25 protein-coding genes are annotated in these 24419 nt (G+C 58.3%); 15 read left to right on the top strand and 10 right to left on the bottom strand.

The genetic code is table 11. The features are described from left to right. The first annotated feature begins 126 nt into the window (after nt 1-126). Nucleotides 127-834: a tRNA (guanine(46)-N(7))-methyltransferase TrmB gene (trmB, locus tag ACR0JW_RS08790; RefSeq protein ID WP_170678290.1), complete on the top strand. Its 708-nt coding sequence runs from the start codon at nt 127-129 to the stop codon at nt 832-834. Between the two features lie 3 nt (nt 835-837). Here trmB and ACR0JW_RS08785 read toward each other — a convergent pair whose 3' ends face one another. Continuing rightward, the gene (locus ACR0JW_RS08785; RefSeq protein ID WP_170678288.1) at nt 838-1647 is read right to left on the bottom strand and encodes a hypothetical protein; all 810 of its coding nucleotides are present in this window, start codon (nt 1645-1647) and stop codon (nt 838-840) included. A gap of 178 nt (nt 1648-1825) precedes the next feature. Here ACR0JW_RS08785 and aroA point away from each other — a divergent pair, with 178 nt between their 5' ends. After that, a complete protein-coding gene (gene aroA / locus ACR0JW_RS08780; protein ID WP_170678286.1) occupies nt 1826-3172 on the top strand; it encodes a 3-phosphoshikimate 1-carboxyvinyltransferase in 1347 nt (448 codons plus the stop codon). Beyond that, complete coding sequence (locus ACR0JW_RS08775; protein ID WP_170678284.1) at nt 3169-3786, top strand: cytidylate kinase; 618 nt, start codon at nt 3169-3171, stop codon at nt 3784-3786. The genes aroA and ACR0JW_RS08775 overlap by 4 nt, the downstream gene beginning before the upstream one ends. Nucleotides 3787-3803: 17 nt before the next feature. Here the strand turns inward: ACR0JW_RS08775 and ACR0JW_RS08770 are convergent, their stop codons facing one another. Then, nucleotides 3804-4283: a YHS domain-containing (seleno)protein gene (locus ACR0JW_RS08770; RefSeq protein WP_170678282.1), complete on the bottom strand. Its 480-nt coding sequence runs from the start codon at nt 4281-4283 to the stop codon at nt 3804-3806. 216 nt (nt 4284-4499) lie between these two features. Between ACR0JW_RS08770 and ACR0JW_RS08765 the strand changes: the two genes are divergently transcribed. Both ACR0JW_RS08765 and ACR0JW_RS08760 read left to right on the top strand, forming a co-directional pair. Beyond that, nucleotides 4500-5024, top strand: coding sequence for a hypothetical protein (locus ACR0JW_RS08765; RefSeq protein WP_170678280.1), 525 nt, complete (start codon nt 4500-4502; stop codon nt 5022-5024). 314 nt (nt 5025-5338) lie between these two features. Next, nucleotides 5339-7024: a tryptophan halogenase family protein gene (locus tag ACR0JW_RS08760; protein ID WP_170678278.1), complete on the top strand. Its 1686-nt coding sequence runs from the start codon at nt 5339-5341 to the stop codon at nt 7022-7024. A 134-nt stretch (nt 7025-7158) separates the two neighbouring features. Here the strand turns inward: ACR0JW_RS08760 and ACR0JW_RS08755 are convergent, their stop codons facing one another. Further along, a complete protein-coding gene (locus ACR0JW_RS08755) occupies nt 7159-8637 on the bottom strand; it encodes a sulfatase family protein (RefSeq protein ID WP_170825111.1) in 1479 nt (492 codons plus the stop codon). A 160-nt stretch (nt 8638-8797) separates the two neighbouring features. On the opposite strand from ACR0JW_RS08755, the gene ACR0JW_RS08750 reads away from it, so the two are divergent. The 8 genes from ACR0JW_RS08750 (at nt 8798) to ACR0JW_RS08715 (ending at nt 16469) form a co-directional block, all read left to right on the top strand. Further along, complete coding sequence (locus ACR0JW_RS08750) at nt 8798-9124, top strand: DUF6525 family protein (RefSeq protein WP_480713814.1); 327 nt, start codon at nt 8798-8800, stop codon at nt 9122-9124. A 244-nt stretch (nt 9125-9368) separates the two neighbouring features. After that, the gene (rpsA, locus tag ACR0JW_RS08745) at nt 9369-11045 is read left to right on the top strand and encodes a 30S ribosomal protein S1 (protein WP_170613425.1); all 1677 of its coding nucleotides are present in this window, start codon (nt 9369-9371) and stop codon (nt 11043-11045) included. Nucleotides 11046-11317: 272 nt separating this feature from the next. Beyond that, on the top strand, nt 11318-11602 hold the full coding sequence (gene ihfB / locus ACR0JW_RS08740) for an integration host factor subunit beta (protein WP_037310872.1): 285 nt from the start codon (nt 11318-11320) through the stop codon (nt 11600-11602). A gap of 7 nt (nt 11603-11609) precedes the next feature. Further along, nucleotides 11610-11960 carry a LapA family protein gene (locus ACR0JW_RS08735; RefSeq protein WP_170613423.1) on the top strand — a complete coding sequence of 117 codons (351 nt, stop codon included), beginning with the start codon at nt 11610-11612 and terminating at the stop codon, nt 11958-11960. Between the two features lie 5 nt (nt 11961-11965). After that, on the top strand, nt 11966-12610 hold the full coding sequence (locus tag ACR0JW_RS08730) for a phosphoribosylanthranilate isomerase (RefSeq protein WP_170613421.1): 645 nt from the start codon (nt 11966-11968) through the stop codon (nt 12608-12610). A gap of 47 nt (nt 12611-12657) precedes the next feature. Beyond that, the gene (locus ACR0JW_RS08725; RefSeq protein WP_170678272.1) at nt 12658-12993 is read left to right on the top strand and encodes a hypothetical protein; all 336 of its coding nucleotides are present in this window, start codon (nt 12658-12660) and stop codon (nt 12991-12993) included. 67 nt (nt 12994-13060) lie between these two features. Further along, complete coding sequence (gene trpB / locus ACR0JW_RS08720) at nt 13061-14308, top strand: tryptophan synthase subunit beta (protein WP_170613418.1); 1248 nt, start codon at nt 13061-13063, stop codon at nt 14306-14308. A gap of 505 nt (nt 14309-14813) precedes the next feature. Next, a complete protein-coding gene (locus ACR0JW_RS08715) occupies nt 14814-16469 on the top strand; it encodes an Ig-like domain-containing protein (RefSeq protein ID WP_170678270.1) in 1656 nt (551 codons plus the stop codon). 87 nt (nt 16470-16556) lie between these two features. Here the strand turns inward: ACR0JW_RS08715 and ACR0JW_RS08710 are convergent, their stop codons facing one another. The 7 genes from ACR0JW_RS08710 to ACR0JW_RS08680 all read right to left on the bottom strand — a co-directional run bounded on the left by ACR0JW_RS08710 (nt 16557) and on the right by ACR0JW_RS08680 (nt 22578). Then, nucleotides 16557-16931, bottom strand: a complete 375-nt coding sequence (locus ACR0JW_RS08710) for a DUF2237 family protein (RefSeq protein WP_480713813.1) — start codon at nt 16929-16931, stop codon at nt 16557-16559. A 9-nt stretch (nt 16932-16940) separates the two neighbouring features. Then, nucleotides 16941-18104 (bottom strand): serine hydrolase domain-containing protein, encoded by a 1164-nt coding sequence (locus ACR0JW_RS08705; RefSeq protein WP_170825113.1) that lies wholly within the window; start codon nt 18102-18104, stop codon nt 16941-16943. A gap of 79 nt (nt 18105-18183) precedes the next feature. Then, nucleotides 18184-18867, bottom strand: a complete 684-nt coding sequence (gene pth, locus ACR0JW_RS08700) for an aminoacyl-tRNA hydrolase (RefSeq protein WP_480713812.1) — start codon at nt 18865-18867, stop codon at nt 18184-18186. A gap of 151 nt (nt 18868-19018) precedes the next feature. Then, on the bottom strand, nt 19019-19669 hold the full coding sequence (locus tag ACR0JW_RS08695) for a 50S ribosomal protein L25/general stress protein Ctc (RefSeq protein ID WP_170678264.1): 651 nt from the start codon (nt 19667-19669) through the stop codon (nt 19019-19021). Nucleotides 19670-19917: 248 nt separating this feature from the next. Then, nucleotides 19918-21084, bottom strand: coding sequence for an alpha-hydroxy acid oxidase (locus ACR0JW_RS08690; RefSeq protein ID WP_170678262.1), 1167 nt, complete (start codon nt 21082-21084; stop codon nt 19918-19920). Between the two features lie 138 nt (nt 21085-21222). Continuing rightward, on the bottom strand, nt 21223-22014 hold the full coding sequence (trpA, locus tag ACR0JW_RS08685) for a tryptophan synthase subunit alpha (protein WP_170678260.1): 792 nt from the start codon (nt 22012-22014) through the stop codon (nt 21223-21225). Between the two features lie 78 nt (nt 22015-22092). Continuing rightward, the gene (locus ACR0JW_RS08680; RefSeq protein ID WP_170825115.1) at nt 22093-22578 is read right to left on the bottom strand and encodes an acyloxyacyl hydrolase; all 486 of its coding nucleotides are present in this window, start codon (nt 22576-22578) and stop codon (nt 22093-22095) included. Between the two features lie 198 nt (nt 22579-22776). Between ACR0JW_RS08680 and ychF the strand changes: the two genes are divergently transcribed. Together ychF and ACR0JW_RS08670 are read left to right on the top strand one after the other, a co-directional pair. Further along, on the top strand, nt 22777-23874 hold the full coding sequence (gene ychF / locus ACR0JW_RS08675; protein ID WP_480713811.1) for a redox-regulated ATPase YchF: 1098 nt from the start codon (nt 22777-22779) through the stop codon (nt 23872-23874). 10 nt (nt 23875-23884) lie between these two features. After that, on the top strand, nt 23885-24394 hold the full coding sequence (locus ACR0JW_RS08670; RefSeq protein WP_170678254.1) for a GNAT family N-acetyltransferase: 510 nt from the start codon (nt 23885-23887) through the stop codon (nt 24392-24394). Nucleotides 24395-24419: the final 25 nt, after the last annotated feature.

The following is a 24419-nucleotide window of genomic DNA, read 5'->3' as shown; positions in this document are numbered from 1 at the left end:
AGATTACCGAGGACGCGCCCATCAGGGCGCGTTCTTTTTTGTTTAAAGACACCTCGGGGATGTAGGGGTTGGTCCTCCGCCCTCTGCCCCTTGCAATGCCCGGGCACGGGCAGTATGGGCACCGCCATGAGCACCGAGACCCCGCAACGCCCGCGCAGAAACTTCTATGGCCGCTTCAAGGGCAAGACGCTGAAGCCCAGCCAAAAGACCTATCTGAATGAAGACCTCGCAGCATTGTCACCTGGTGCGGTTGACTGGGACACCAACCCCGAACGGAACCCTCTGGACTTGCAGGCGTTGTTTGGCGGCCGGGACGTCTGGCTTGAAGTCGGATTTGGCGGCGGTGAACACCTGGTTCATCAGGCCCAAAATAACCCCGGTGTCGGCATCATCGGGGCCGAGCCCTACATTAACGGCGTTGCCATGCTGCTGGGGAAGATTCGCCGGGCCGAAGTTGAGAATCTCGCCATCCATCCCGGCGATGCGCGTGATTTGTTCGACGTGCTGCCCGAGGCAAGCATCTCGCGCGCCTTTCTGCTTTACCCGGACCCGTGGCCGAAAACCCGGCACCACCGCCGCCGCTTCGTCACGCCTGAACATCTGGAACCCTTGGCGCGCACCCTCAAGCCGGGGTCGATTTTTCGCGTGGCGACGGACATTCCGGACTATGTGCGGCAGACACTCGAGGAAGTTCCGCGCGCCGGTTTAGCATGGTTGGCGGAACGCCCGCAGGACTGGCGTACGCCATGGGACGACTGGATTTCCACCCGGTATGAACAAAAAGCCCTGCGCGAGGGGCGTACGCCGCATTACCTGACGTTCCGCAAAACCTGAGCGCTAAGGCGCGGGGTCCCGCAGGTTGGGAAAGGCGCGGCCTTTGGCAAACCACGCCAGCCCGAACGCCCAAAGCGCGATGGATTCCACAAAGAAGGTCAGATTGTGGGACTTCCACCCTCTCTGGGCGCCTTCGCCGGAAAACGCGACAATTCCCAGCACCAGAACGCACAACAGGATCGTGATGCCGCACAACGTATACAACGTGTTCCGCCGTATTTTTGTCTCGATCAATTGACCGTTTTTGATGTGACGCTCGGGAACCACGCGGCGCAGAACAAACAGACAATAAAGGCCCAGATAGATAAACAAGATACCGGCAGACCAGGCATGCAAATGCGGGGCACCGGAAAACAGCGTGAAAAATGCTTCGGGATCGGGGTCAGACAAGACCGGTGGCGGTGTTTGATTCACATCGGCAAAAATACGCGACTGGAAGCTGACCGGTTCTTCGCAGCCAGACCCGCTTGTCGGGAATACCGCAACAAAGCAGGCACCTAACCCGGCAATAAAGGACCCAAGATCCTCAAGCCAGTGGTCGCCGGTATAAGCGATCAGAAACCCACCGATAAATATCAGTAATCCGACAAAAATCGCCCCCAGAAACTGGGCGTAATAAAAGTGGCTGATGCTGTCACGAAAACAGCTGCCGCCAAATATTGCGCCACTGGCAAGAATTATTGGCAGGCCGAAGGCGACCAACCCGACCAGAAAGGCCAGGCGCATCTGCAGAACACTGTCGGTCTTCAAGGGGTCTTCGGGCTGAAAGTAGGTTTCGGTTCCCTTGGAAAGCATGGATCGAAGCTGTGACATGATTAGACCTCGGAGTGATTTGTGTGAATCAAAACGAATGCGTCCTAAATGTCGCCATAATAGCCTGAAACCTGCTGATGCCCCAAATTCTGTTCAATCTTGCGGTCGCATTGCCGCTGGACCAACCGGCCCCAATTCGCTAATCGGCTTGAGCACTGATAGCGCAAAAGGAGCCCCCATGTCCGGACACGGAACGCCCATCCCGATGACGTCGCATCCCTGCGGCCCGCTGACCGGCACGGCAGAGGTGCCCGGCGACAAGTCGATCTCGCATCGGTCGCTGATTCTGGGCGCGATGGCGGTCGGCGAAACGAGAATTTCGGGTTTGCTGGAGGGCGAGGATGTTCTGGACACCGCCAAGGCCATGCGGGCCTTTGGGGCCGAAGTCACGGATCACGGCGGCGGCGAATGGACCGTGCATGGCGTCGGGGTTGGCGGCTTTGCCGAGCCCGATCAGGTGATCGACTGTGGCAACTCGGGCACCGGAGTGCGCCTGATCATGGGGGCGATGGCGACGTCGCCTATCACCGCGACCTTTACTGGCGACGCCAGCCTGAACAAGCGTCCCATGGCGCGGGTCACCGATCCGCTGGCGCTGTTTGGCACGCAATCTGTCGGTCGTTCCGGCGGGCGTCTGCCGATGACAATCGTGGGCGCGGCCGAGCCAGTGCCGGTTCGCTACGAAGTTCCCGTCCCTTCGGCTCAGGTCAAGTCGGCCGTCCTGCTGGCCGGTCTGAACGCACCGGGCAAGACCGTGGTTATCGAAAAAGAAGCCACCCGCGACCATTCCGAGCGGATGCTGGCCGGTTTCGGAGCGGAGATTGCGGTTGAGGACACGGATGAGGGTCGGGTGATCACGCTGACCGGTCGCCCCGAGTTGAAGCCGCAGGTTATTGCCGTTCCGCGGGATCCGTCCAGCGCGGCCTTCCCGGTTTGTGCGGCGCTGATCACGCCCGGTTCTGACGTACTGGTTCCCGGTATCGGTCTGAACCCGACCCGTGCGGGGCTGTTCACGACGTTGCGCGAGATGGGCGCAGACCTGACATATGAGAATGAGCGCGAAGAGGGCGGCGAACCAGTCGCTGATCTGCGCGCCAAATATTCACCCAACATGAAGGGCATCAACGTGCCACCGGAACGCGCGGCCTCGATGATCGACGAATACCCGGTGCTGTCTGTGGTAGCGGCCAATGCCACCGGCACCATGATGATGGGCGGCGTCAAGGAACTGCGCGTCAAGGAAAGCGATCGCATCGACGCCATGGCGCGCGGGCTGCGCGCCAATGGCGTGACAGTGGACGAGGGCGACGACTGGTGGTCGGTCGAGGGCCTCGGCATCGGTAACGTCCCAGGCGGCGGCACATGTGAGAGCTTTCTCGACCACCGCATTGCCATGTCCTTTATGGTCTTGGGCATGGGTGCGAAATCATCGGTATCTGTCGATGACGGCGGCCCGATTGCAACTTCGTTCCCGATTTTCGAACCACTGATGGCGGCCTTGGGGGCCAGGGTCGAGCGTACATGAGCTTTACGGTCGCCATAGACGGTCCTGCGGCGGCGGGTAAGGGCACGATTTCCAAGGGTGTCGCTGAACATTTCGGCTTTGCGCATCTGGACACGGGGCTGCTGTATCGTGCCGTCGGCAGGCACACACTGGTAGGTGCAGACCCGGTTGCGGCGGCGCTTGCGTTGACCGCTGAAGAACTGGCTCAGGGTGATCTGCGAACGGCCGAGATTGCACAGGCGGCCTCGAAAGTTGCGGTGATCCCCGAAGTGCGCGCCGCGTTGGTGGATTTCCAGCGCACCTTTGCCCGCCGGGCGGGGGGGGCCGTGCTGGACGGTCGCGATATCGGAACCGTGATATGTCCGGCGGCGGAAGTGAAACTGTTCGTCACCGCCAGTGCCGAGGTGCGCGCAGAGCGTCGCTATCTTGAACTCAGCGCGAAAGGGGCTGGTGTCACACGCGATCAGGTCCTAGCGGATGTACGGGAGCGTGACGCGCGGGATGCGGAACGCAGCGCGGCGCCGATGAAGCCCGCAGATGACGCGGCTCTGCTCGATACCTCTGATCTGAGTATCGAAGCTGCATTGGAACAGGCCATAGAGGTCATCAAACAAAAACGACCCGCGACACCGTAGTGCCGCGGGCTGCCTGATTACAGTTCACCGACGGCAATGCTTTTGATGCTTGCCCACTGGTCGTCAGCCGTTTTTGCCGTGGCGGTGACGTCCTTCAGGAACGCTGAGCGGGTGTCGGCGTTCAGGAACAGGTACAGTTTTCCATCAGCCATCAGATACTGATCCGGGTCGCCGTCGAACTTCTTGCCCACGGACACGCCATACGAGCAGAATCCGCCATGCTGCGGCAGATAGGCGGCCGGGTTGGCCTCGAACGCTTCGCGGTTCGCGGCGCTGGTGAAGTAGTACGACGCCCCGTCATAGGTGGCGGAATGGGTTGCAAAACCCTCTACCGGGTTGCCGTCATTGACCAGCGCGACCAAATCGACGCCATGGGCCGCCAAAGGTGCGCCCGCTGCCGAGATGCCGTTCGAAACGTTGATTTCATCGGCGGCAAAGGCCGGGGCAGCGATCAGCGGCAGGGTTGCGATCAGGGTGGTCAGGACCAGATCTTTCATTGCATTTCCTTTCGTGTTCAGGTTCGGGCCGGCTGGTGCGCCAACCGCTGAAACAAAGATAGGCGCCTGTTCTTGTACGAACTATCGCAGGAAGGCCGTCAGATTTTGCAGATCGTTCAAAGATAGGGCTTGCCGGGAATACTCCTCACCAAGCTTTGTTTGGCCAGTGAGAAGGTGGCTTTCTATTGTGAAGGGATAGTCTGCAGGAGAAGTGCCATGATCCGACTAGCCGTATTGCTGATTTTTCTGGCCGGAGGACTAGCGGCTCAGGACGGGCAGGCGCCCGAGCCGGCAATGGATTACGAGCGTCTGGGCAAGATAGTATTTGCGATTGACCCAGAAGCGCAACCGCAGGGCCCCGGATTTCAGATGACGGTTGCGGATTATCCGATGTTGGTGGTGACAGACATTAATGCCGACCGGATGCGCGCCATGGTCCCGATCCGCAGTGCCGAGGGGCTGTCGGATGATGATCTGCGGCGCATGATGCAGGCCAATTTCGACAGTACGCTGGATGCGCGTTACGCGATCGCCAATGGTACTTTGTGGGCTGCGTTCATCCACCCATTGTCATCGCTAAGAAAAGACCAGTTGATCTCGGGGCTGGCCCAGACCGTGAACATCGCCGCGACCTACGGCACCCTTTATACCGGTGGTGCGGCAGAGTTTGGAGGCGGCGACAGTACCGACCTGCAGCGCGCCCTGATCGAAGAGCTTTTGAAGAAGGGCGAGGAAATCTGATCCGTGCCCGAAACTGGGGTTTTTCCTGATACTGCCCTGTTTCGCAGGGACCCACGTTTTGAAGACGATGTACAGCACCCTGGCGACTGGCGCGCCATGGTTTCATGTGGTGCCGGGAGCAAAACGATGAGTGTTTTCTGTTGCGATTTCGGACGCATGGACGGGTCTGAATGCCATATTTTCATAGGCTCTAGCTGAAAGCAGGAAAACTGCTATAGTTTCCCGTAGCGAAAAGGGAAGGCTGCCACACAAGCCCAAAAACAAAAAAGGGCAGGCAGCCAAAAAATCCCCCAAGCCAACAGGGACAGAAATACATGAATAATCGTTTGAGTAAAATCACCATCGTAGGTGGTGGTACGGCTGGTTGGATGACCGCCTTGATTCTGGAAATGGTGCTTTCACGCACGTCAGCGCCCAAGGATCGCCCCCGTATCTGCCTGATCGAAAGCCCGAATATCGCCACCGTCGGTGTTGGCGAGGCCACGGTTCCGCGCATGCCCGTCACGCTCCGGCAGGCAGGCATTTCAGAGCGGGATTTTTTCCGCGAGACCAACGCATCGTTCAAGCTGGGTGTGAAATTCTGCAACTGGAACAAGGACGCCAAGGGCAATCGCATCGACTACGTGAACCCTTTTGCCCATGGCCAGATGCTGGAAGGGTTGGAGGCCGCCGAATATTTCCTGCGCTTTGGCAACGGGGATCGGGACTTTACGCAATCAATCTCGCCACACGATGATCTGGCCCGATTGTGTAAAGGCGCACGGCAACTGGGTCAGCCCGAATTTGAGCAGCGCTTTGGCTATGCGTATCATCTGGATGCTGTGAAGTTCGCAGGCATGCTGACCAAGGTCTGCACCAAGCGCGGTGTGGAGCATATCCAGGATGAAGTGCAGTCAGTAGAGCTGGATGAACAGGGCAATGTCAGCCACCTGATGTTGGACCGCAAAGGCCGCCATGATGTCGAGATGGTCGTCGATTGCACCGGTTTTCGCGGGTTGATCATAAACAAGGCACTTGGCGAGCCGTTTATGGACTATTCGGATTATCTGCCAAACGACCGTGCCATGGCGTTGCAGATCGAGCATCCCAACCCGGAAAAGATCGAAAGCGTTACGCGGTCTACCGCATTGGGCGCCGGGTGGACATGGCGGGTGCCGCTTTATAACCGTGTGGGCACCGGTTATGTGTTCTCGTCGGCACACCGCACGGATGATCAGGCGGCGGATGAATACCTCGAATGGCTGGGGGACAGCGGCAAGGGGGCGACTCCTCGGGTGATCCCGATGCGCATCGGTCGCGTCCGCAACGCCTGGGTCAAGAACTGTGTGGCGATCGGTCTTTCCGGTGGTTTTATTGAGCCTTTGGAAAGTACCGCGATCCATATGATTGATCATGCAGTGCGCTGGTTCGCCGAACACCTGCCTACACGCGACATGGAGCCGTCCTTGCGCGCCAGATATAACCGGCAGATGGATAAGCTTTATGGCGAAGTTCTGGAATTCATCTGTCTGCATTACCAACTGGGCAACCGCACGGACGACCAATACTGGATCGATGCACGCACCGAGATGAAAGTACCGGATCGGTTGGCCGAGAACCTGGAATTGTGGCAGCACCGGCTTCCGATGCAGCACGATGTCGAGTTTGCAACGCTGTTTGACCACCGGGTCTATCAGACGGTTCTTTTGGGCAAGCAGGTCTATGATACGGGCTATGGTGAGGGCATCCGTGATCGGCTGCGACCGTTGAACCGACCGATTTGGTTCCAGTGGTGGAAGGGCGCGAAGGGGCACCTTGCGCAGATCCTCAAAACGATGCCGGATCACAAAACGCTGCTACGCGATATCCGGGGAGAACTGGAGAGACCAGCCTTTGGCAAGGCCGCCGCAGTGAAACCTACAGTGGCCATGCCGGGTGCGGTCCCGGCTCCGGCGGTGATCCACAACATGCCCAATTTCGCGGAAATCCAAAGCGGCGCGAAGGATTTGCAGCTGTTCTAAAGTTCCCCGCCGCTCAGAAAGAGGTGTAGGTAGAACTTATCAGGGGCAGAGCTTCGAAACTCTGCCCCTGTTGCGGTCACTCGGATGATATGAGGACCGCCATTGTCGGAGCCGCCGAGCGAAGTGATCTGACGCTATAACGCGGATCCCTCGTGCATTTCGTCCTGTTCGGTCGGCGTCGGCGTATGGTTGAAGACGAAGGCCGTGCGGCAAGCGTCTTCCCCTCCCAGCGCTTCGATCTTGCGGCGCTGGTCGGCAAAAGCGCGGGCGTTGATCTCCTCCGGATCGCAGATTTCGCGCAAGCGGCGCTCACCCTCAGCCAACGCGGCGGCAACGTCGGGTTCGTTTATCCGATCCACCGCGCGGTTCACCAGTTCGTGCGGGTCGGTTTCCAGATCGAATAACTGCGGTGGTTGACCGACGTAGTGGACATATTTCCAGCGGCCCCAGCGCACCATGAAACTGCCGGTTTTTGAACCGCCATCATGGTACTCGCTGAAACCGGTGCGGTCCGGGTCGTCGGGCGCATTGGCGATGGTACGCAGCGACAGGCCGGGCTGTCCGGCGTTCCCTTCGTCATCAGCAACACCACAGACCTCGCGGGCGGTGGCGGCTATATCGGTCAGGTTTGTGCAGGTCGAAACGGTGCGGTCTGCGGGAATACCGGGACCGGCAGCAATCATAGGCACACCGGCGCTGGCTTCGTACATGACCATCTTGGTCCAGAAACCCTGATCCCCCATCATGTCGCCATGGTCCGACACATATAGGATAACGGTATTGTCCAATTGTCCGCTGGCATCCAGCGCGGCAACCACGCGGCCGACGCAATGATCCATGAACGAGGTCAGGCCGTAATAGGCAACCTTTGCTTCGCGCATCTTCTGTTCATCGAAATAGTCCTCGTAGTTGAAGAAGGCGGCGATATTGCGCAGCTCTTCATGGTTGGGCAGGCCTTCGCCGTAACCGACCGGCAGGTCCATGTCGGCGGGGTCGTAAAGGTTGTACCATTCCTCAGGGCAGGTCAGCGGGTAATGCGGGCTGACCAGCGAAACAAAGGCGGCCCAGGGCTGCTCCAGGCGCTTGGGATCCGCCAGCCAAGCCTCGGTGGCATTTGAGATGGCCTTGTCGTAGTCGGTATAGGTGCTGCTGCCAGCACCCACGTCACCTGCCAGTTCAGCGGCTGAATCGTAGGGCGGTGGGTTTTCCCGCAGCAGACCGACGGGCCATCCGACGCCGCCGACCACGTGCATTGGAATGATTTCTTGCGAAAACCCATTGTCATCGTCGACCGACCGAAAATGAAGTTTGCCGATGGAAACCACCTCGCGCCCGGCGTCGCGCAGCTGCCGCATCCAACTGCGAGGCTCTCCGGCGTAGGGCGAGGCGCTGTCCCAATTGCCGGTGCGGTGCACCCATTCACCTGTGGCCAGCGCTGCGCGGGTCGGGACACACATTGGCGACGGCGTGTAGGCGGCCCGGAACATCGTGCCCCGTGCGGCCAGCGCATCCAGATGCGGAGTTTTTACTATCGGGTGCCCTGCGCAACCCATGGCATCCTTGCGATGTTCGTCCGAAATGATGACAAGAAAATTCGTATTTTGCTGAGTCATGGGGTCCTCCGCCTCACTTCATACCGTCGGGTCGGGCCTGGTCGCAGGTTTGATTGCGACATTCCGGGAAAGTGATTTGGTGTCATTTGCGCGGTTGTGTCCTTCTGCACGAAATGTAATGTCATAACATATCGGTTTGTTTTTGAGCAAAGGCGGAAATATGGGCGCGACTTCCTCTGGGGGTGTCAGCCGGGGCAGGCACAGGCGGCGAAATCAAAACACCAGTCTCCGTCGCAGGATAAGAGGCGGTTCACCAATGCGGGCTTACGACGCGCTGCCGCCTGAATTGCGTCAGTGGCTTGCAGCCGCCTGCCTTCCGTGGAGCCCGGCTTCCGCAAAACGAATCTGGATTCGGGCAGGCGGAACCCATAATCCGGAAGCGGCGAAATCCCGGCTGGATGCAATTGAACGGGCAATGCTGAAGCGGGACGCCCGGATCTGGAAGCCAAAATTCGATCAGCCGGGGCGGCAGGATCGCGCCCAATAGGCCATTTACCTTGGAAATATGGGCTTTCCACTTGCACCGGTCAGCAAATCCGCCTATACGCGCGCTGTCTGAACAAGGGCGGTCAACGTCCGGGTGACGTATCTGAGCAGGGCCGGGTCACCTCGGCCCTTTGTGTTTGTGTAATCGGATGCGCCCCGGATCACGTCCGAAGACGTCATGAAACAAGACCGGCGGAGACAACCGCTCGGCCAGTAAAAACGTATGTAAAGGAAAACAACGCCACATGGCTAACGCATCCATGGAGGAATTCGAAGCCCTCCTTAATGAAAGCTTCGAAATGGACACACCCGAAGAGGGTTCTGTTGTCAAAGGCAAGATTCTGGCGATTGAAGCCGGTCAGGCCATCATCGACGTCGGCTACAAAATGGAAGGCCGCGTTGATCTGAAAGAATTCGCAAATCCCGGCGAAGCTCCTGAAATCGCTGTTGGTGACGAGGTCGAAGTATACCTGCGTGCCGCAGAAAACGCCCGTGGCGAAGCCGTCATCTCGCGCGAGATGGCCCGCCGTGAAGAGGCATGGGACCGTCTGGAAAAAGCATATGCCGACGACCAGCGCGTCGAAGGTGCAATCTTCGGTCGCGTCAAAGGTGGCTTCACCGTCGATCTGGGTGGCGCAGTTGCGTTCCTGCCCGGCTCGCAGGTTGACGTCCGCCCCGTGCGCGACGCTGGCCCGCTGATGGGTCTGAAGCAGCCGTTCCAGATTCTGAAAATGGACCGCCGCCGTGGCAACATCGTTGTTTCGCGCCGCGCTATCCTGGAAGAATCGCGTGCCGAACAGCGTGCCGAAGTCATCGGCAACCTGTCCGAAGGTCAGACCGTCGAGGGTGTCGTCAAGAACATCACCGAATACGGTGCATTTGTTGACCTGGGCGGCGTTGACGGCCTGCTGCACGTCACCGACATGGCATGGCGCCGTGTGAACCACCCGTCCGAGATCCTGACGATCGGCGAAACCATCAAGGTTCAGGTCATCAAGATCAACAAAGAGACCCACCGCATCAGCCTGGGCATGAAGCAGCTGCAGGAAGATCCGTGGGATCTGGTTGCTGCCAAGTACCCGCTGGGCTCGGTCCATCAGGGTCGCGTCACCAACATCACCGACTACGGCGCGTTCGTCGAGCTGGAAGCCGGTGTCGAAGGTCTGGTGCACGTGTCCGAGATGTCCTGGACCAAGAAAAACGTCCACCCGGGCAAGATCGTTTCGACCAGCCAGGAAGTCGACGTCATGGTTCTGGAAATCGACGGCGCCAAGCGTCGCGTGTCTCTGGGCCTGAAGCAGACTCAGCGCAACCCATGGGAAGTGTTTGCAGAAACACACCCCGAGGGCACCGAGGTCGAAGGCGAAGTCAAGAACATCACCGAATTCGGTCTGTTCATTGGCCTCGAAGGCGACATCGACGGAATGGTTCACCTCAGCGACCTGTCCTGGGACGAGCGTGGCGAGGATGCGATCCAGAACTACCGCAAAGGCGACATGGTTTCGGCCGTTGTCTCGGAAGTTGACGTGGAAAAAGAGCGTATTTCGCTGTCGATCAAAGCCCTGGGCGGTGACAAGTTCGCCGAAGCCGTGGGCGGCGTGAAGCGTGGCTCGGTCATCACCGTTGAAGTCACCGCGATCGAAGATGGCGGCATCGAGGTCGAATACGAAGGCATGAAGTCGTTCATCCGTCGTTCGGACCTGTCGCGTGACCGTGCCGAGCAGCGCCCCGAGCGTTTCTCGACCGGTGACAAGGTCGACGTCCGCGTCACCAACGTCGACAGCAAGACTCGCCGTCTGGGCCTGTCGATCAAAGCACGCGAGATTGCCGAAGAGAAAGAGGCCGTGGAACAGTACGGTTCCTCCGACTCGGGCGCATCGCTGGGCGATATCCTGGGTGCAGCGCTGAAATCCGGCGACTAAACCTCAGGCTGTTCGAGGCAGTCGAATTTCGGCCCCGCACGTCAGTGCGGGGCCGTTTTTGTTGCGAATCAATATGTTCTGATTTCCCGGTCCAACTCGGGCAACAGGCGTTCTTTGGAGCCCGGAATCAGGCTCGCAGGCAAAAAATTGCGTGAGAATATGGCAAAATGATGCCTCGGCACGCGGAGTTTGCGTTCCCCCGTTCCGCGTTTTTTCTTATACTGTCCAAAACAATAGACATGGTAATCCGGTCGCCTGGGAGGGTAATGCCTATGATCCGTTCAGAATTGATTCAGAAAATCGCCGACGAGAACCCGCATCTTTATCAGCGTGACGTTGAACGGATCGTGAATACCGTTTTCGAGGAAGTGACCGATGCTATGGCCCGTGGCGACCGGGTCGAACTGCGCGGATTTGGCGCTTTTTCTGTCAAGCAGCGGGACGCGCGCGTCGGCCGCAATCCCAGAACCGGTGAGACCGTGCAGGTCGAGGAAAAATGTGTACCGTTTTTCAAGACAGGCAAGTTGCTAAGGGATCGTTTGAACGGTAAAGCCTGACTTTATGATGCGCTACATTCGATATGCTTTTCTTGCGGTCCTCGGGATCACCCTGATCTCGATTTCGCTAGCCAATCGCGAAATGGTTGAACTCAAGCTTATGCCGGATGCCTTGTCCGAGCTGGCTGGCTTCAACCTCAGCACCTCGTTGCCGCTGTTCCTAGTTGTTCTTGGGGGCGTGGTTGCCGGGCTGGTCATAGGCTTTCTTTGGGAGTGGCTGCGCGAACACAAGCACCGCCGCGACGCGACGGCCAGCAAAGGCGAAGTGCGCAAACTTGAGCGTGAGGTCAAGAAGCTCAAGAAAAAGCAGAATCAAGGCCAGGATGAGGTTCTGGCTCTGCTGGACGAGGCCAGCTAAGCGGCATGTCTACTGAAATTAGTGTGAAAATCTGCGGCTTGACCGCCCCGGCTCAGGTGCGCGCGGCCGTAGATGCTGGTGCACGATACCTGGGGTTCAACTTCTTTCCCAAGTCACCCCGGTATGTCACGCCCGAACAGGCGGCTGCGTTGATGGCTGACGTGCCGGTTGGCGTGGCCAAGGTGGCCCTGGTCGTGAACCCCTCTGACGATTTGCTGGACAGTATCACTCAGGCCGCGCCCTTCGATATGTTGCAATTGCACGGCAGCGAAAGTGCCGAGCGTGTGCGCGAGGTCAAGGAACGTTACGGCTTGCCGGTGATGAAGGTCATCGGTGTGGCAGATGCCGAAGATCTGGCCGCCATCGACATCTACAGCGACGTCGCGGACCAGCTTCTGATTGATGCCAAAGCCCCCAAGAACGCGGTCTTGCCGGGCGGTAACGGGCTGGCGTTTGACTGGCGGTTGCTGGCTGGGCGCAAATACTGGCGTAAGCCATGGATGCTGGCCGGCGGTTTGAACCCGGAAAACGTGGCCGAGGCCATTCGGATGACGGGAGCACGGCAGGTAGATGTCGCCTCAGGTGTTGAAAGTGCTCCGGGGATCAAGGATTCGGGCCTGATCAACGCCTTTATCGAAGCCACCCGGTGATCTGATCGGGCCGCCATCGCGTATCTCCTGTTAAGGAGTATGAATGGATGCTGGCCGCAATCGGTGGAGTTGCCCTGAGAAACTGGTATCACGCGCCCGAGTTTTTCTGGCGCGCGCGCCAGGCTTATTTGCAGGCCCGTGACGATCCGCTGTGCCTGCGGGTGGAACTGTTCCCACATCAGGGCCTGTATTTTTCGCTGAGCGTCTGGCACGACGCCGAGGCCATGCTGACATTCGCCCAGTCCGGCCCGCATCGGCGCGTTGTGCAGGCGGCCTCCCGGTTGGCGGAGGTGCATGAGTTCCATCATTTCAACTGTATTGCCGTGCCAAGCAGAGACCAGGCGCTGCGGGTTTGGTCTCAGCATGTTCATGCGGCTGAATGATACGTTTTGCCATGGCAAATCCTGCCGCCACCTCCTATGAACAACGGGTACGACGAGGGAGACATCCATGGCCAACGATCTTTTCAATTCCTTCATGTCCGGCCCCGACGAACAGGGCCGTTTCGGCATCTTCGGCGGACGGTTCGTCAGCGAAACGCTGATGCCCCTGATCCTGTCGCTGGAAGAGGAATATGAGAAGGCCAAGGACGATGCGACCTTCTGGGCCGAGATGGACGATCTGTGGGCCAACTATGTTGGCCGCCCGTCGCCGCTGTACTTCGCGGAACGCCTGACCGAACATCTGGGTGGTGCAAAGATATACCTGAAGCGTGACGAGCTGAACCACACCGGCGCGCATAAGATCAACAACGTGCTGGGCCAGATCATTCTGGCGCGGCGCATGGGCAAGACCCGGATCATCGCGGAAACCGGGGCAGGGCAGCACGGCGTGGCCACCGCCACCGTCTGCGCCAAGTTCGGATTGAAGTGCGTGGTCTACATGGGGGCCCATGACGTGCAGCGTCAGGCCCCGAACGTGTTCCGCATGCGCCTGCTGGGGGCCGAGGTGATCCCTGTGACTTCGGGTCGCGGGACACTGAAAGATGCAATGAACGACGCGCTGCGCGACTGGGTGACCAATGTGCGCGATACGTTCTACTGCATTGGAACGGTTGCTGGTCCGCACCCGTACCCGGCGATGGTGCGCGATTTTCAGTCGATCATCGGCAAGGAAGCCAAGGAACAGATGATGAAGGCCGAAGGCCGTCTGCCCGATACGATCATCGCCGCCATCGGTGGTGGGTCGAACGCGATGGGCCTGTTCTACCCATTCCTCGACGACAAGTCCGTGAATATCATCGGCGTCGAGGCGGGCGGTAAAGGCGTGAACGAAAAGATGGAGCATTGCGCCTCGCTGACCGGTGGTCGTCCGGGCGTTTTGCATGGCAACCGAACCTATCTGCTGCAGGATGACGACGGCCAGATTCTTGAAGGCTATTCCATTTCCGCTGGTCTGGACTACCCAGGCATCGGGCCAGAACATTCATGGCTGCACGAGGTAGGGCGTGCGCAATATGTCTCGATCACGGACAAGGAGGCGCTGGAAGCGTTCCAGCTGTGCTGCGCAACCGAAGGCATCATCCCGGCGCTGGAACCCAGCCACGCACTGGCCCATGTGATGAAGATCGCCCCGGAACTGCCCAACGATCACCTGATCTGCATGAACATGTGCGGACGCGGCGACAAGGATGTTCAGACGGTTGCGAAATACCTGAACTTTGACATGTCCGATACCGAAGGCCGCGAGGCAATCTAAGCCTCTGATTTCGTCAGCGTAAGCCAGACAGATGTTGCACGGCGGTGGGTCCGAGAATCATTGGACCTGCCCCGGTCGCCATACTGCTTTCACTGTCTCGCAATTGCGGAAAATGAAGCGCTTTGGTGCGGATTGTCTGGCTTTTACCGGGTTAGCTTGCAGTGCCGAAACAGCCCTCCTGTAAGGTCTGGTTAGAAAGCTGCTGTGTTTTCCCAGGATTTTTCTTCCAACCCTCAGAATTATTTGTCAAATAGGTGCCGGATGACCCTCGCCGCAAGCGCCAGATTCGGCGCATCTGGCAAATTCGATACACGCGAAATAATTGAGATTTGGTGAATCTGTACAGCGTTTTGAATTTGAATAAACTCACTGTCAATTCGCAACTTCTGGTTGCTAATCATAATGTGCCCCGGACGGTGTCAGAACTCAGTTGCGCGTTCGGAATGGCATGTCATAAGGCGCATATCCATGTGTTATGCCCCTATCGGGTTTGTTGGAGGTTGGGATGGTTAACTCCTTTTTTCGCAGGCTGCTTGGCCTTGTCTGTTTGGTTTCAGTCGTTCTGTTCGGCAGCAGTAAGGAAGGCGCGGCCTTTGGTGGGGCTACCTTCTTCAATACACCCATTGCGTCACCTAATGGCGGTTCCGTCCAGTTTACCAACATCCCCGGCGCAACGACTGCATTTGTCGCCCTCAGCGGCAGCGGCCAGGCACCGGGCGGTGCGATTTACTTTGGTGGCGGGATCACGCCGTCTCCGATCATCACTCCGGCCGGATTGACCAACCTCGGTTGGCTGAACCCAACCATTCTCAGTCAGGACGGCGCAGACAGCACATATGCCGCCGACGGTTACATGGGGATCATTTTCACGGCTCAGGAAGCGCCCGGTGGGCCGCTTTACAGATACGAACTGGCCCTGTCGGGTGTGACGAACACGCAGATCATCAGCACCCGGACGCTGGTGGATACGACCCAGCCCACGGCTTCGGTCGGGGCGCTGACTGCGACCGGGAACGGCACCTTTACCGCGACAATCACCCTCAGCGAACCCAGCACCGACTTTGTTGCCAGTGATCTCTTGGTGGTGAACGCAACCGCGACCATGACCGGTTCGGGTGTGGATTACGTTGCTACGCTGACCCCGCAGAACAACGGTACAATCGAGCTTTCCGTTCCGGCCGGAGTTTTCACCGACGCCGCAGGCAATCTCAATCTGGCGTCGAACACTGTTACAACCGTGCAGCCCGCAACAAACACGCAGCGTTTGATTCAGGCCTTTCAGAATGCCCGCGCGAACAGCCTAGTCTCAAACCAGCCCAACCTGACGCGGTTTCTGCAACAGTCCGGCGCGGGAGCGTTCGATGCGTCCGTATCTCAGGGCGCCGGGTTTCTGAACTTTGCCAGCGATCCGACCTTGCCCATCTGGCTGAACGTTACAGGCAACTGGAGTTCGCAGGACGACTTTGACAGCAGCTATGCTTTGGCGGTTCTCGGGGCGCACCATCAGGTTAATCAGAACCTGTTGGTCGGTGCGATGCTGCAGTTGGACTATGCCGAAACCGAAAACGGCGCGTCCGAGATTGACGGCACCGGGTGGTTTGTTGGCCCGTATGTCGTGGCGAAACTGCCCGAGCATCCGATCTATTTCGAAGGACGTGCGCTTTACGGGAAAGCTGACAATGAGGTTTCGCCTCTGGGCACATACTCGGACAAATTCGACAGTGACCGCTGGCTGGTGCAGTCGCGGGTCACAGGCGAAATCCAGCGCGGGGCGCTGACCCTGATGCCGCTTCTGGATCTGAGCTATGTCAGCGATGATGCCGAGGCCTATACGGACAGTCTGGGCAATCCGATTTCGGCCCAGGATTTCAGCCTGACGACCGTTCAGTTGGGAATGGATTTCAGCCACCCGATCTCCGTCGCACGTGGCAGCATGATTCTGACGGGCGGTCTGTCCGGCGTCTGGAGCAGCACATCAGGCACCGGCACCGTGCCGGGCGTCGCCCCGATCGGGGACACCACACGCGGCAGGGTCGATCTGGGTCTTGATTACAGGTTGCAGAACAACAGCCTGCTTGCGGCAGGTGTGTTTTACGACGGCATCGGCGAAAGCGGATTTGAAAGCTACAGCGTCGATCTGACGTGGCAGATCAACTTCTGACCGACACATTCCTTAAAGTCCCGGATCCGTCCGGGACTTCTTTTTCTAAAAAATAAGCCGAAACGGATTCTAAAGACCGACGAAGGGTCAGGACCCGACTTTGTGCTGCTGCAGGATGTCCAGCGGCACAATGTCCAATGCGCGTTGATGCGTGGCCTCAAGATGAACCCTCGGGGCGCAGCCCTCGTCATGGGCCTGAAGGAACCGACCCGCACACAGACACCAGCTATCGCCGGGCTTGAGGCCGGCGAAATCGAATTCGGGGCGTGGGGTGCTCAGGTCATTTCCGACATATTTGGAATAGGCGAGGAATTCGGCTGTCATAACAGCACAAACCGTATGGCTGTCCTGGTCTTCGGGGCAGGTATTGCAGGCCCCGTCCCGGAAGAACCCGGTCAGCGGATCACGCGAACAGGGGGCAAGGACACCCCCCAGCACATTGATGCTGTCCTGTTTTTGCATAGAGGCATCCTACAGGGTTTGGGCGATCTTGCGGAACATTTCTATATTCTGATCGCTGACACCGGGTTCGCGGAATTTGCGATCGGCTCCGGTGGTGACAATCAGGACATCCCGCGGCCGATCGAAATAGATGTATTGCCCATAGACACCGCGCGCCAGAAATTCGCCCTCATGCGCGTTTTTGGGGATCCACCATTGATATCCATAGCCGATCTTGCCGGTTTCGGTCGGGGCACTTGGCCATGTCGACTCGGCAATCCAGTCGGCGGGAACAATCTGCTCGCCGCTTCGGGAACCGTCTTGCAGTATCATCTGTCCGAACCGGGCAAAGTCGCGGGTTGTAAAGTTCAACCCGCCAAGAACAAACGCGACACCGGCCCCATCCGTGATGTAGTACCCATCGCGTTCCAGCCCCAAAGGCTGAATGATCCTTTCGGTCAACAGCTCGGTAACACTGCGCCCGGTCGCGCCGCGAATGACCATACCTATCACATGCGTGTCGATTGATACATATTGCCAGGTGTCACCCGGCGCGGCAAAGCTGTCCTTCAGGGACGCGGCGAAGTCGTCCAACTCCCCCCCCAGCGCCACGACACGGCCCATCCGATTGATGTCCGAGTTGTAATCCAGATAGTCCTCGTCAAATGTCACGCCGCTGGCCATGTTCAGGACATTGCGGATCGTGGCACCGTCATAAGCGCTGCCGGCCAGTTTGGGCGCATATTTCACCACAGGATCGTCCAGCGAGTCGATTGACCCCTCGGCCAACAGAATGCCGAACAGGGCGGACAGATAGCTTTTGGCGACGGACCACGATATCCGCTGATCGTCCGGGCCGGTGTCCAGATAGTATTCTTCGAACCGGATCTGGCCTTTCTGCATCACCAGCAGGGATGTCACAGCGCGCTCCCCGATCCATTGATCGGTTCCCTCAGGCAGATCAAAGCCCGGTCCATAGGGCAGTTCCCATGTCGGGCCGCTCCCGCGCGGCAGATCGACCGTCAGAAAGGCGTCGCTCATGTGCGAGAAATTGTGAACGATCCGCTCTTCCGAGAACAGGGAATTGACCGCCAGAAGCCGCTCGAGCTCTTCCCGTTTCCACAGGCCAACGACGACGGCCGCCAAAACCAGCGCCAGAACAATGCGCAACAGCCATCTGAATACAGTTCTCATTCGTCCCCTCCACCTGATCAACACAATAGAAAAGAGGTCCGGGACCTTTCGCAATCCGAACGTTGCGGCAGCAGGTGATTTACCGAAACTTGTCCAACAGCTTTTGCATCGGTGACCGGTCATCCGGAGCCGGAATAGGCTCAGGGTCGGTCGCGGCTTTTGGTGTGGGCTTCTCCGGTGTCTTTGATGACCGCGCAGGCGCCGTCCGCAATGCGACGGTATTCATGAATTTCCCGCTTTCCCCTTCGGCAAGATATTGGGCCCCGTCCGAAACGCCCCGCAGGACGTCTTCGAGCCAGTCGGCGTCAGCCTTGGCAAAATCGCTAAGCACATAGGCTGAGACCATTTCCTTGCGCCCCGGATGGCCAATGCCCAGCCGAACCCGGTCATAGGCGGGGCTGATGTGTTCGTGGATGGATCGCAGCCCGTTATGTCCCGCGTGACCACCGCTGGCCTTGACCCGCACCTTTCCGGGGGCCAGATCCAGTTCATCATGAAAGACGGTCACGTCAACCGACTCGAGCTTGTAGAACCGCATCGCTTCACCAACGGACTGGCCGGACCGGTTCATGAAGGTTTGCGGTTTCAGCAGCAGAACTTTGTCCGTGCCCAGACGACCTTCGCAGACCTCGGCCTGAAACTTTGAACGCCAGGGACCAAATCCGTGATCCTCGGCGATACGGTCCAGTGCCATGAAGCCGATGTTGTGACGGTTTCCAGCGTATTTTGAACCGGGATTCCCCAGGCCGACAAACAGCTTCATCATTTCGTCCTTACATGTCGCGGGCCAATACCTGAATACGTATCAGGTTCATCGCACGGTTCGCCACTGCCTTTCCAGTCCCGCCCGGCCAAAAGAAAAACGGGGCTCTGAAAGAACCCCGTTTCATATCCAGAACTGAAAGGTCCCGAAATTATTCTTCAGCGCCGATTACTTCGACTTCGTCGGCTGCAACTTCGCCCTCTTCGCCGTCTTCATCGTCGCTGGACGACAGACCGGTCGGAGCCGAAATGTTCGCGATCACGAAGTCACGGTCGATGGTCGGCTTGGTGCCACCCGGCAGATCAACCGACGAAATCGTCACAACGTCGTTGATGTTCAGACCGGTCAGATCAACGGTGATCTTGTCAGGAATGTCACCGGCGGTGCACATCAGTTCGACTTCCGGACGAACAACGGTCAGAACGCCGCCCTTCTTGATGCCGGGCGCTTCTTCTTCGTTGATGAACTCAACCGGGATGAACAGCGCGATCTTGGTGGTCCGGCGCAGGCGCATCAGGTCCAGGTGGGTCGGCAGGTCTTTGACGACGTCCCGCTGAACGTCGCGGCAGATGACGCGGACGTCTTCGTGGCCTTCAACCTTCAGGTTCCACAGGGTCGACTTGAACCGACCTGCTTTCAGGCGCTTGAACAGGACGTTGAACGGGATCTGGATCGGCAGCGGCTCTTTGTCGCCACCAAAAACAATGCCCGGAACCATGCCGTCGCGGCGTGCCTGACGAGCGGCGCCCTTGCCTGTCCCCGTCCGTTCCAGAGCTACGAGATCAGGAATCTCTCCAGCCATGATAATTCTCCAATGTTAGGGCGGGCATCCTCCAAGGCTGTATGCCCGCGTGAAGCCGCGTCCTTAGCTTGATTCATTGGGTTTGGAAAGGGGTTTTTGACGGATTGTCATTTTGCGAGGCTCTGCCTCGCGCTCCGGGATATTTGGGGCCAGATGAAAAACGGATCCGGTCTTCATCTGGCTAAAAATATCCCGGGGGAGACGCCCGTAGGGCGGCGGGGGCAGAGCCCCTGACAACAGCGGCCCTCTCAGTTCTGCCAACGACCACCGAAGTCTTCAGGAATCAGCAGGTTGTGGCGCCCCAGATTGCCAACATTGCGTTCGCCGCACAGCGCCATGGTGGTGTCCAGTTCCTTGTGGATGACGTCCAGCGCCGTGGTTACGCCTTTCTGACCCATCGCCCCAAGGCCATAGACAAAGGCGCGGCCGATATATGTACCCTTGGCCCCCAGCGCCAGTGCCTTCAGAACGTCCTGACCCGAACGGATGCCACTGTCCATATGCACTTCGACGTCTCCGCCAACGGCGTCCATGATCTGCGGCAGCATTCGGATAGAACTGAGCGCACCATCCAGTTGGCGGCCGCCGTGGTTCGAGACCACAATGGCATCCGCCCCCAGCTTTGCGGCCATCTTCGCGTCTTCGGCGTCTAGAATACCTTTCAGGATAACCTTACCGCCCCATTGCTCCATCAGCTTTTCGACCTTGCCCCAATCAAGGCTTGGGTCGAATTGCTCGGCAGTCCAGGCCCCCAGTGAGGATGCGTCAGAAACGCCATGCGCATGTCCGACGATATTGCCGAACTCGCGTCGGCTGGCACCGAGCATCTCGATTCCCCAGGCCCATTTCGTCATCAGGTTGGCGATTGTTTTGGCCGTCAATTTCGGCGGGGCGGACAACCCGTTCTTGAGGTCCTTGTGCCGCTGGCCGAGGATTTGCAGGTCGAGTGTGATCACCAATGCCGAGCATTTGGCGTCCTTGGCCCGCTGGATCAGGCGATTGATGTAGTCCTGATCCTTCATCGTATAAAGCTGGAACCAGAACGGCTTGCCCGTGTTCTCGGCCACATCCTCGATAGAATTGATTGACATTGTCGACAGGGTGAAGGGTACGCCGAAATCTTCCGCTGCTTTGGCCGCTTTTATTTCGCCATCTGCGTGTTGCATGCCGGTCAGCCCCACGGGCGCCAGCGCGACCGGCATCGTTACGTCCTGTCCGATCATCTGCGACGCGGTCGAACGCCCGGACATGTCTACTGCAACACGTTGGCGCAGGCGGATGTCCTCGAAATCCGAGGTGTTTTCGCGAAAGGTCTGCTCGGTCCAGCTGCCGCTTTCAGCGTAGTCGTAGAACATCCGTGGCACACGGCGTCCATAGATGCGTCTGAGGTCTTCAATCGTTGTAATGACTGGCATGATTCCGGGCCTCGGTAGCTTTGGTTAATTTTCTTTACCAATTTCTCCTGCACTCTGCAACGTATCTCTGGCAACAAAAAAACCGCAGCTCGCAAAGGCGGGCTGCGGTTGACGCATGAGACGAGTTTTGTCGGCGGATCAGGCCGAATGTGCACCGTCCGCCAGTGACCGGACGAAGCTCAGGATCTGGCCGACCGGCTTTCCCTCGGCAATCTGGCTGACAATGGCTGAACCGACCACGGCGCCATCAGCTATGCTTGCGATTGCCTTCGACTTTTCGGGTGTATTTATGCCAAAGCCCACGATAACCGGCAGATCGGTCTCGGACTTGATCCGAGCTACCTCCGGGCCGACATTGGTGGCCTGCGCCTCGGCAGCGCCGGTGATGCCGGTGATCGAGACGTAATACACAAAGCCCGATGTATTCTGAAGGACGCGGGGCAGGCGCTTGTCGTCGGTTGTGGGCGTTGCTAGCCGGATAAAGTTCAGGCCGGCGGCCTGCGCGGGCAGGCACAGTTCGGCATCCTCTTCCGGGGGCAGGTCTACAACGATCAGGCCATCGATTCCGGCGGATTTCGCCTCGGCCAGAAAGTCGTCGACACCTCGGCTGTAGATCGGGTTGTAGTATCCCATCAGGACAATCGGGGTCGTATCATCTGTTTCACGGAAAGCCCGCGCCAGATCCAGAGTGCGCTGCAGGGTCATTCCCCCGTCCAGCGCGCGCTGGCCCGCAGCCTGAATCGTAGGGCCATCAGCCATCGGGTCCGTGAAGGGCAGGCCCAGTTCGATCACGTCGACACCGGCGCCCGGCAGACCTTTCACGATCTCAAGCGAGGTGTCGAAATCGGGATCCCCGGCCATGACGTAGGAAACAAAGGCCTTCCTGCCTTCGGCCTTGAGGGCGGCGAACTTGGCGTCGATACGGGTCATCTTCTGTCCTTGCATTCAGGTTTGAACCTGATGTGCAGAAACTTTGCCCGGAAATCAATCCCGCCAAGGCTGAATGGTTCAGAACGCGTAATGATATCTGACCAGGGCCGAGTTGACACCCGGGTTGTCGTCCTGGGTGCTGGCGTTGGATTTGTGGGTAATCGCGAATGACAGTTTGTTGCCATTGTTCAACGTATATCCAAGGCCAACAAGGCTGCGGATCTGGAACTCTCCGCCCAGATCGTTCAATGAGTCGCCTTCGGAAAAGTACCCCGGCATAACGCTGCCTTCGACGAACCATCGGTCAGCGAAGGTGTAGAACCCGATCAACCCGATCCCGATATGAACATCACCAGCGGTATCCACCGTCAGGGCGCTGCCCCAGGTGGCGGACACGCGGGTGGCTTCGTAAACGGGGCGGTGCTGGTACTCGAGCGAGAAAGCGGCTTCATCGTCTGCGTCGCTGTCGGAGAAATCCGAATACCCAGCGCCAAAGATGATGGTTTGAGCGTACGCTGCCGGAGCGGCCATTACCAGCACAAGGGCTGCAACAAAACTCTTCATAACTGTTGATCACTATCTGGTTGTTTGCAACGTCTTACATGGTGAGCTTAGAGCGCAGGATTCAATGCCGGCAATATCACGGATGTCGAACGATTTCGTGATGTTGCATTTTGGACCAGGCCGCCATCTTTCGCTCTGGCTTGCGCATTGACCCGGACCTGCATAGAAGCACCCCTCGAATGGCATCAGGAGACCGTCATGGGCTTTAAAATGGGAATCGTGGGTTTGCCGAATGTGGGCAAGTCGACCCTCTTCAATGCGCTGACCAAAACCGCGGCTGCACAGGCTGCGAATTTCCCGTTCTGCACGATCGAACCCAATGTGGGCGATGTTGCCGTGCCCGATGACCGGCTGGACAAGCTGGCGGCGATTGCAAGCTCGAAACAGATCATTCCCACGCGGATGACGTTCGTTGATATCGCCGGTCTGGTTAAGGGTGCCTCGAAAGGCGAGGGGCTTGGAAACCAGTTTCTGGCCAACATTCGGGAAACCGACGCCATTGCCCATGTGCTGCGCTGCTTCGAAGACGGGGATGTGACCCATGTGGATGGCCGTGTCGATCCGGTAGCTGATGCGGACACGATTGAGACCGAACTGATGCTGGCCGATCTGGAAAGCATCGAAAAGCGCCGCGCCAATCTGGTGCGCAAGCTCAAAGGAAATGACAAAGAGGCACAGCAGCAGGAACGCTTGCTGGCCGAAGCGCAAGCGATGCTGGAAAGTGGCAAGCCCGCGCGTCTGGTTGAAGTGTCAGACGAAGACGCCAAGGCCTGGAAGATGCTGCAACTGCTGACCACCAAGCCGGTGCTCTATGTCTGCAACGTGTCCGAAGAAGAAGCTGCCGAAGGTAATGAGTACTCGGCGAAGGTGGCCGAAATGGCCGCTGCTCAGGGCAATGCTCACGTTATTATCAGCGCCAAGATCGAAGAAGAGATCAGCCTGCTGGAAGCGGACGAAGCCCAGATGTTCCTTGAAGAGATGGGGCTGGAAGAACCTGGCCTCGACCGTCTGATCCGCGCCGGCTACGACCTGCTGAAGCTGGAGACCTATTTCACCGTCGGCCCGAAAGAGGCCCGCGCCTGGACCATCCGCACCGGCACCGCCGCGCCGCAGGCCGCTGGTGTGATCCACGGGGATTTCGAAAAGGGCTTCATCCGCGCCGAGACCATCGCCTATGACGACTACATCGCTGCCAATGGCGAACAGGGTGCGAAAGAAGCTGGCAAGATGCGGGCCGAGGGCAAGGGATACATCGTCAAGGACGGCGATGTGATGCACTTCTTGTTTAATACTTAGCGTCTGATCATTGACACTGCGCAAGGCGGAAATTTCGGATGCGTCCAGCATCGCGGCAATCTCGATTGAGGTGTGGATCGGCACCTACCTCAAGCGTGGGGTGAATTCGAGATTTGCCGACTTTGCTTTGCAGGAATTCACACCGTCCAAAATCCGACAGCTTATCCGTGACCCGAATGAGTTCACTCTGGTGTCTGACAATGATGAAGGGATCGACGGGTTCATTCGCCTGTCATCGGAACGCAACGCGCCAATTGTCGGCTGGTCGGGCATGGAAATCTCGACCTTCTACGTTCAACCGCGCCATCATGGGAAAGGCATAGGTAAACGTTTGTTGAAATCGGCGCTCCAGTGCTGCCTTGACCAAAAAGCCGGTCTGGTCTGGCTGACGACAAACGCAGAAAACGACCCGGCCATTGCGTTTTACCTTGCTCAGGGGTTTGAACAGATCGGCGAGACCTTATTCCATATTGGGGATGAGGGATATTTGAACAACGTTTACGCCCTGCACCTGAGCTGAGGTTTTCATCAGGCTCTTTCCCCTG

It is taken from the genome of Ruegeria sp. BG6 (assembly GCF_056538465.1).
Note: the sequence above shows the minus strand (reverse complement) of the source record. Positions and strands in the feature narration are given on the sequence as shown.

Bases quoted from the DNA above. Each gene is read 5' to 3' on its own strand.
- ACR0JW_RS08785 (WP_170678288.1), bottom strand. From the start codon at position 1,647: ATGTCACAGCTTCGATCCATGCTTTCCAAGGGAACCGAAACCTACTTT.
- ACR0JW_RS08715 (WP_170678270.1), top strand. From the start codon at position 14,814: ATGGTTAACTCCTTTTTTCGCAGGCTGCTTGGCCTTGTCTGTTTGGTT.
- ACR0JW_RS08775 (WP_170678284.1), top strand. From the start codon at position 3,169: ATGAGCTTTACGGTCGCCATAGACGGTCCTGCGGCGGCGGGTAAGGGC.
- pth (WP_480713812.1), bottom strand. From the start codon at position 18,867: ATGAAGCTGTTTGTCGGCCTGGGGAATCCCGGTTCAAAATACGCTGGA.
- ACR0JW_RS08730 (WP_170613421.1), top strand. From the start codon at position 11,966: ATGTCTACTGAAATTAGTGTGAAAATCTGCGGCTTGACCGCCCCGGCT.
- ACR0JW_RS08755 (WP_170825111.1), bottom strand. From the start codon at position 8,637: ATGACTCAGCAAAATACGAATTTTCTTGTCATCATTTCGGACGAACAT.
- ACR0JW_RS08765 (WP_170678280.1), top strand. From the start codon at position 4,500: ATGATCCGACTAGCCGTATTGCTGATTTTTCTGGCCGGAGGACTAGCG.
- ihfB (WP_037310872.1), top strand. From the start codon at position 11,318: ATGATCCGTTCAGAATTGATTCAGAAAATCGCCGACGAGAACCCGCAT.
- ACR0JW_RS08725 (WP_170678272.1), top strand. From the start codon at position 12,658: ATGCTGGCCGCAATCGGTGGAGTTGCCCTGAGAAACTGGTATCACGCG.
- ychF (WP_480713811.1), top strand. From the start codon at position 22,777: ATGGGCTTTAAAATGGGAATCGTGGGTTTGCCGAATGTGGGCAAGTCG.
- ACR0JW_RS08760 (WP_170678278.1), top strand. From the start codon at position 5,339: ATGAATAATCGTTTGAGTAAAATCACCATCGTAGGTGGTGGTACGGCT.
- trpA (WP_170678260.1), bottom strand. From the start codon at position 22,014: ATGACCCGTATCGACGCCAAGTTCGCCGCCCTCAAGGCCGAAGGCAGG.
- ACR0JW_RS08695 (WP_170678264.1), bottom strand. From the start codon at position 19,669: ATGGCTGGAGAGATTCCTGATCTCGTAGCTCTGGAACGGACGGGGACA.
- ACR0JW_RS08770 (WP_170678282.1), bottom strand. From the start codon at position 4,283: ATGAAAGATCTGGTCCTGACCACCCTGATCGCAACCCTGCCGCTGATC.
- ACR0JW_RS08705 (WP_170825113.1), bottom strand. From the start codon at position 18,104: ATGAGAACTGTATTCAGATGGCTGTTGCGCATTGTTCTGGCGCTGGTT.
- ACR0JW_RS08680 (WP_170825115.1), bottom strand. From the start codon at position 22,578: ATGAAGAGTTTTGTTGCAGCCCTTGTGCTGGTAATGGCCGCTCCGGCA.
- ACR0JW_RS08710 (WP_480713813.1), bottom strand. From the start codon at position 16,931: ATGCAAAAACAGGACAGCATCAATGTGCTGGGGGGTGTCCTTGCCCCC.
- ACR0JW_RS08750 (WP_480713814.1), top strand. From the start codon at position 8,798: ATGGGCGCGACTTCCTCTGGGGGTGTCAGCCGGGGCAGGCACAGGCGG.
- trpB (WP_170613418.1), top strand. From the start codon at position 13,061: ATGGCCAACGATCTTTTCAATTCCTTCATGTCCGGCCCCGACGAACAG.
- rpsA (WP_170613425.1), top strand. From the start codon at position 9,369: ATGGCTAACGCATCCATGGAGGAATTCGAAGCCCTCCTTAATGAAAGC.
- ACR0JW_RS08735 (WP_170613423.1), top strand. From the start codon at position 11,610: ATGCGCTACATTCGATATGCTTTTCTTGCGGTCCTCGGGATCACCCTG.
- aroA (WP_170678286.1), top strand. From the start codon at position 1,826: ATGTCCGGACACGGAACGCCCATCCCGATGACGTCGCATCCCTGCGGC.
- ACR0JW_RS08690 (WP_170678262.1), bottom strand. From the start codon at position 21,084: ATGCCAGTCATTACAACGATTGAAGACCTCAGACGCATCTATGGACGC.
- trmB (WP_170678290.1), top strand. From the start codon at position 127: ATGAGCACCGAGACCCCGCAACGCCCGCGCAGAAACTTCTATGGCCGC.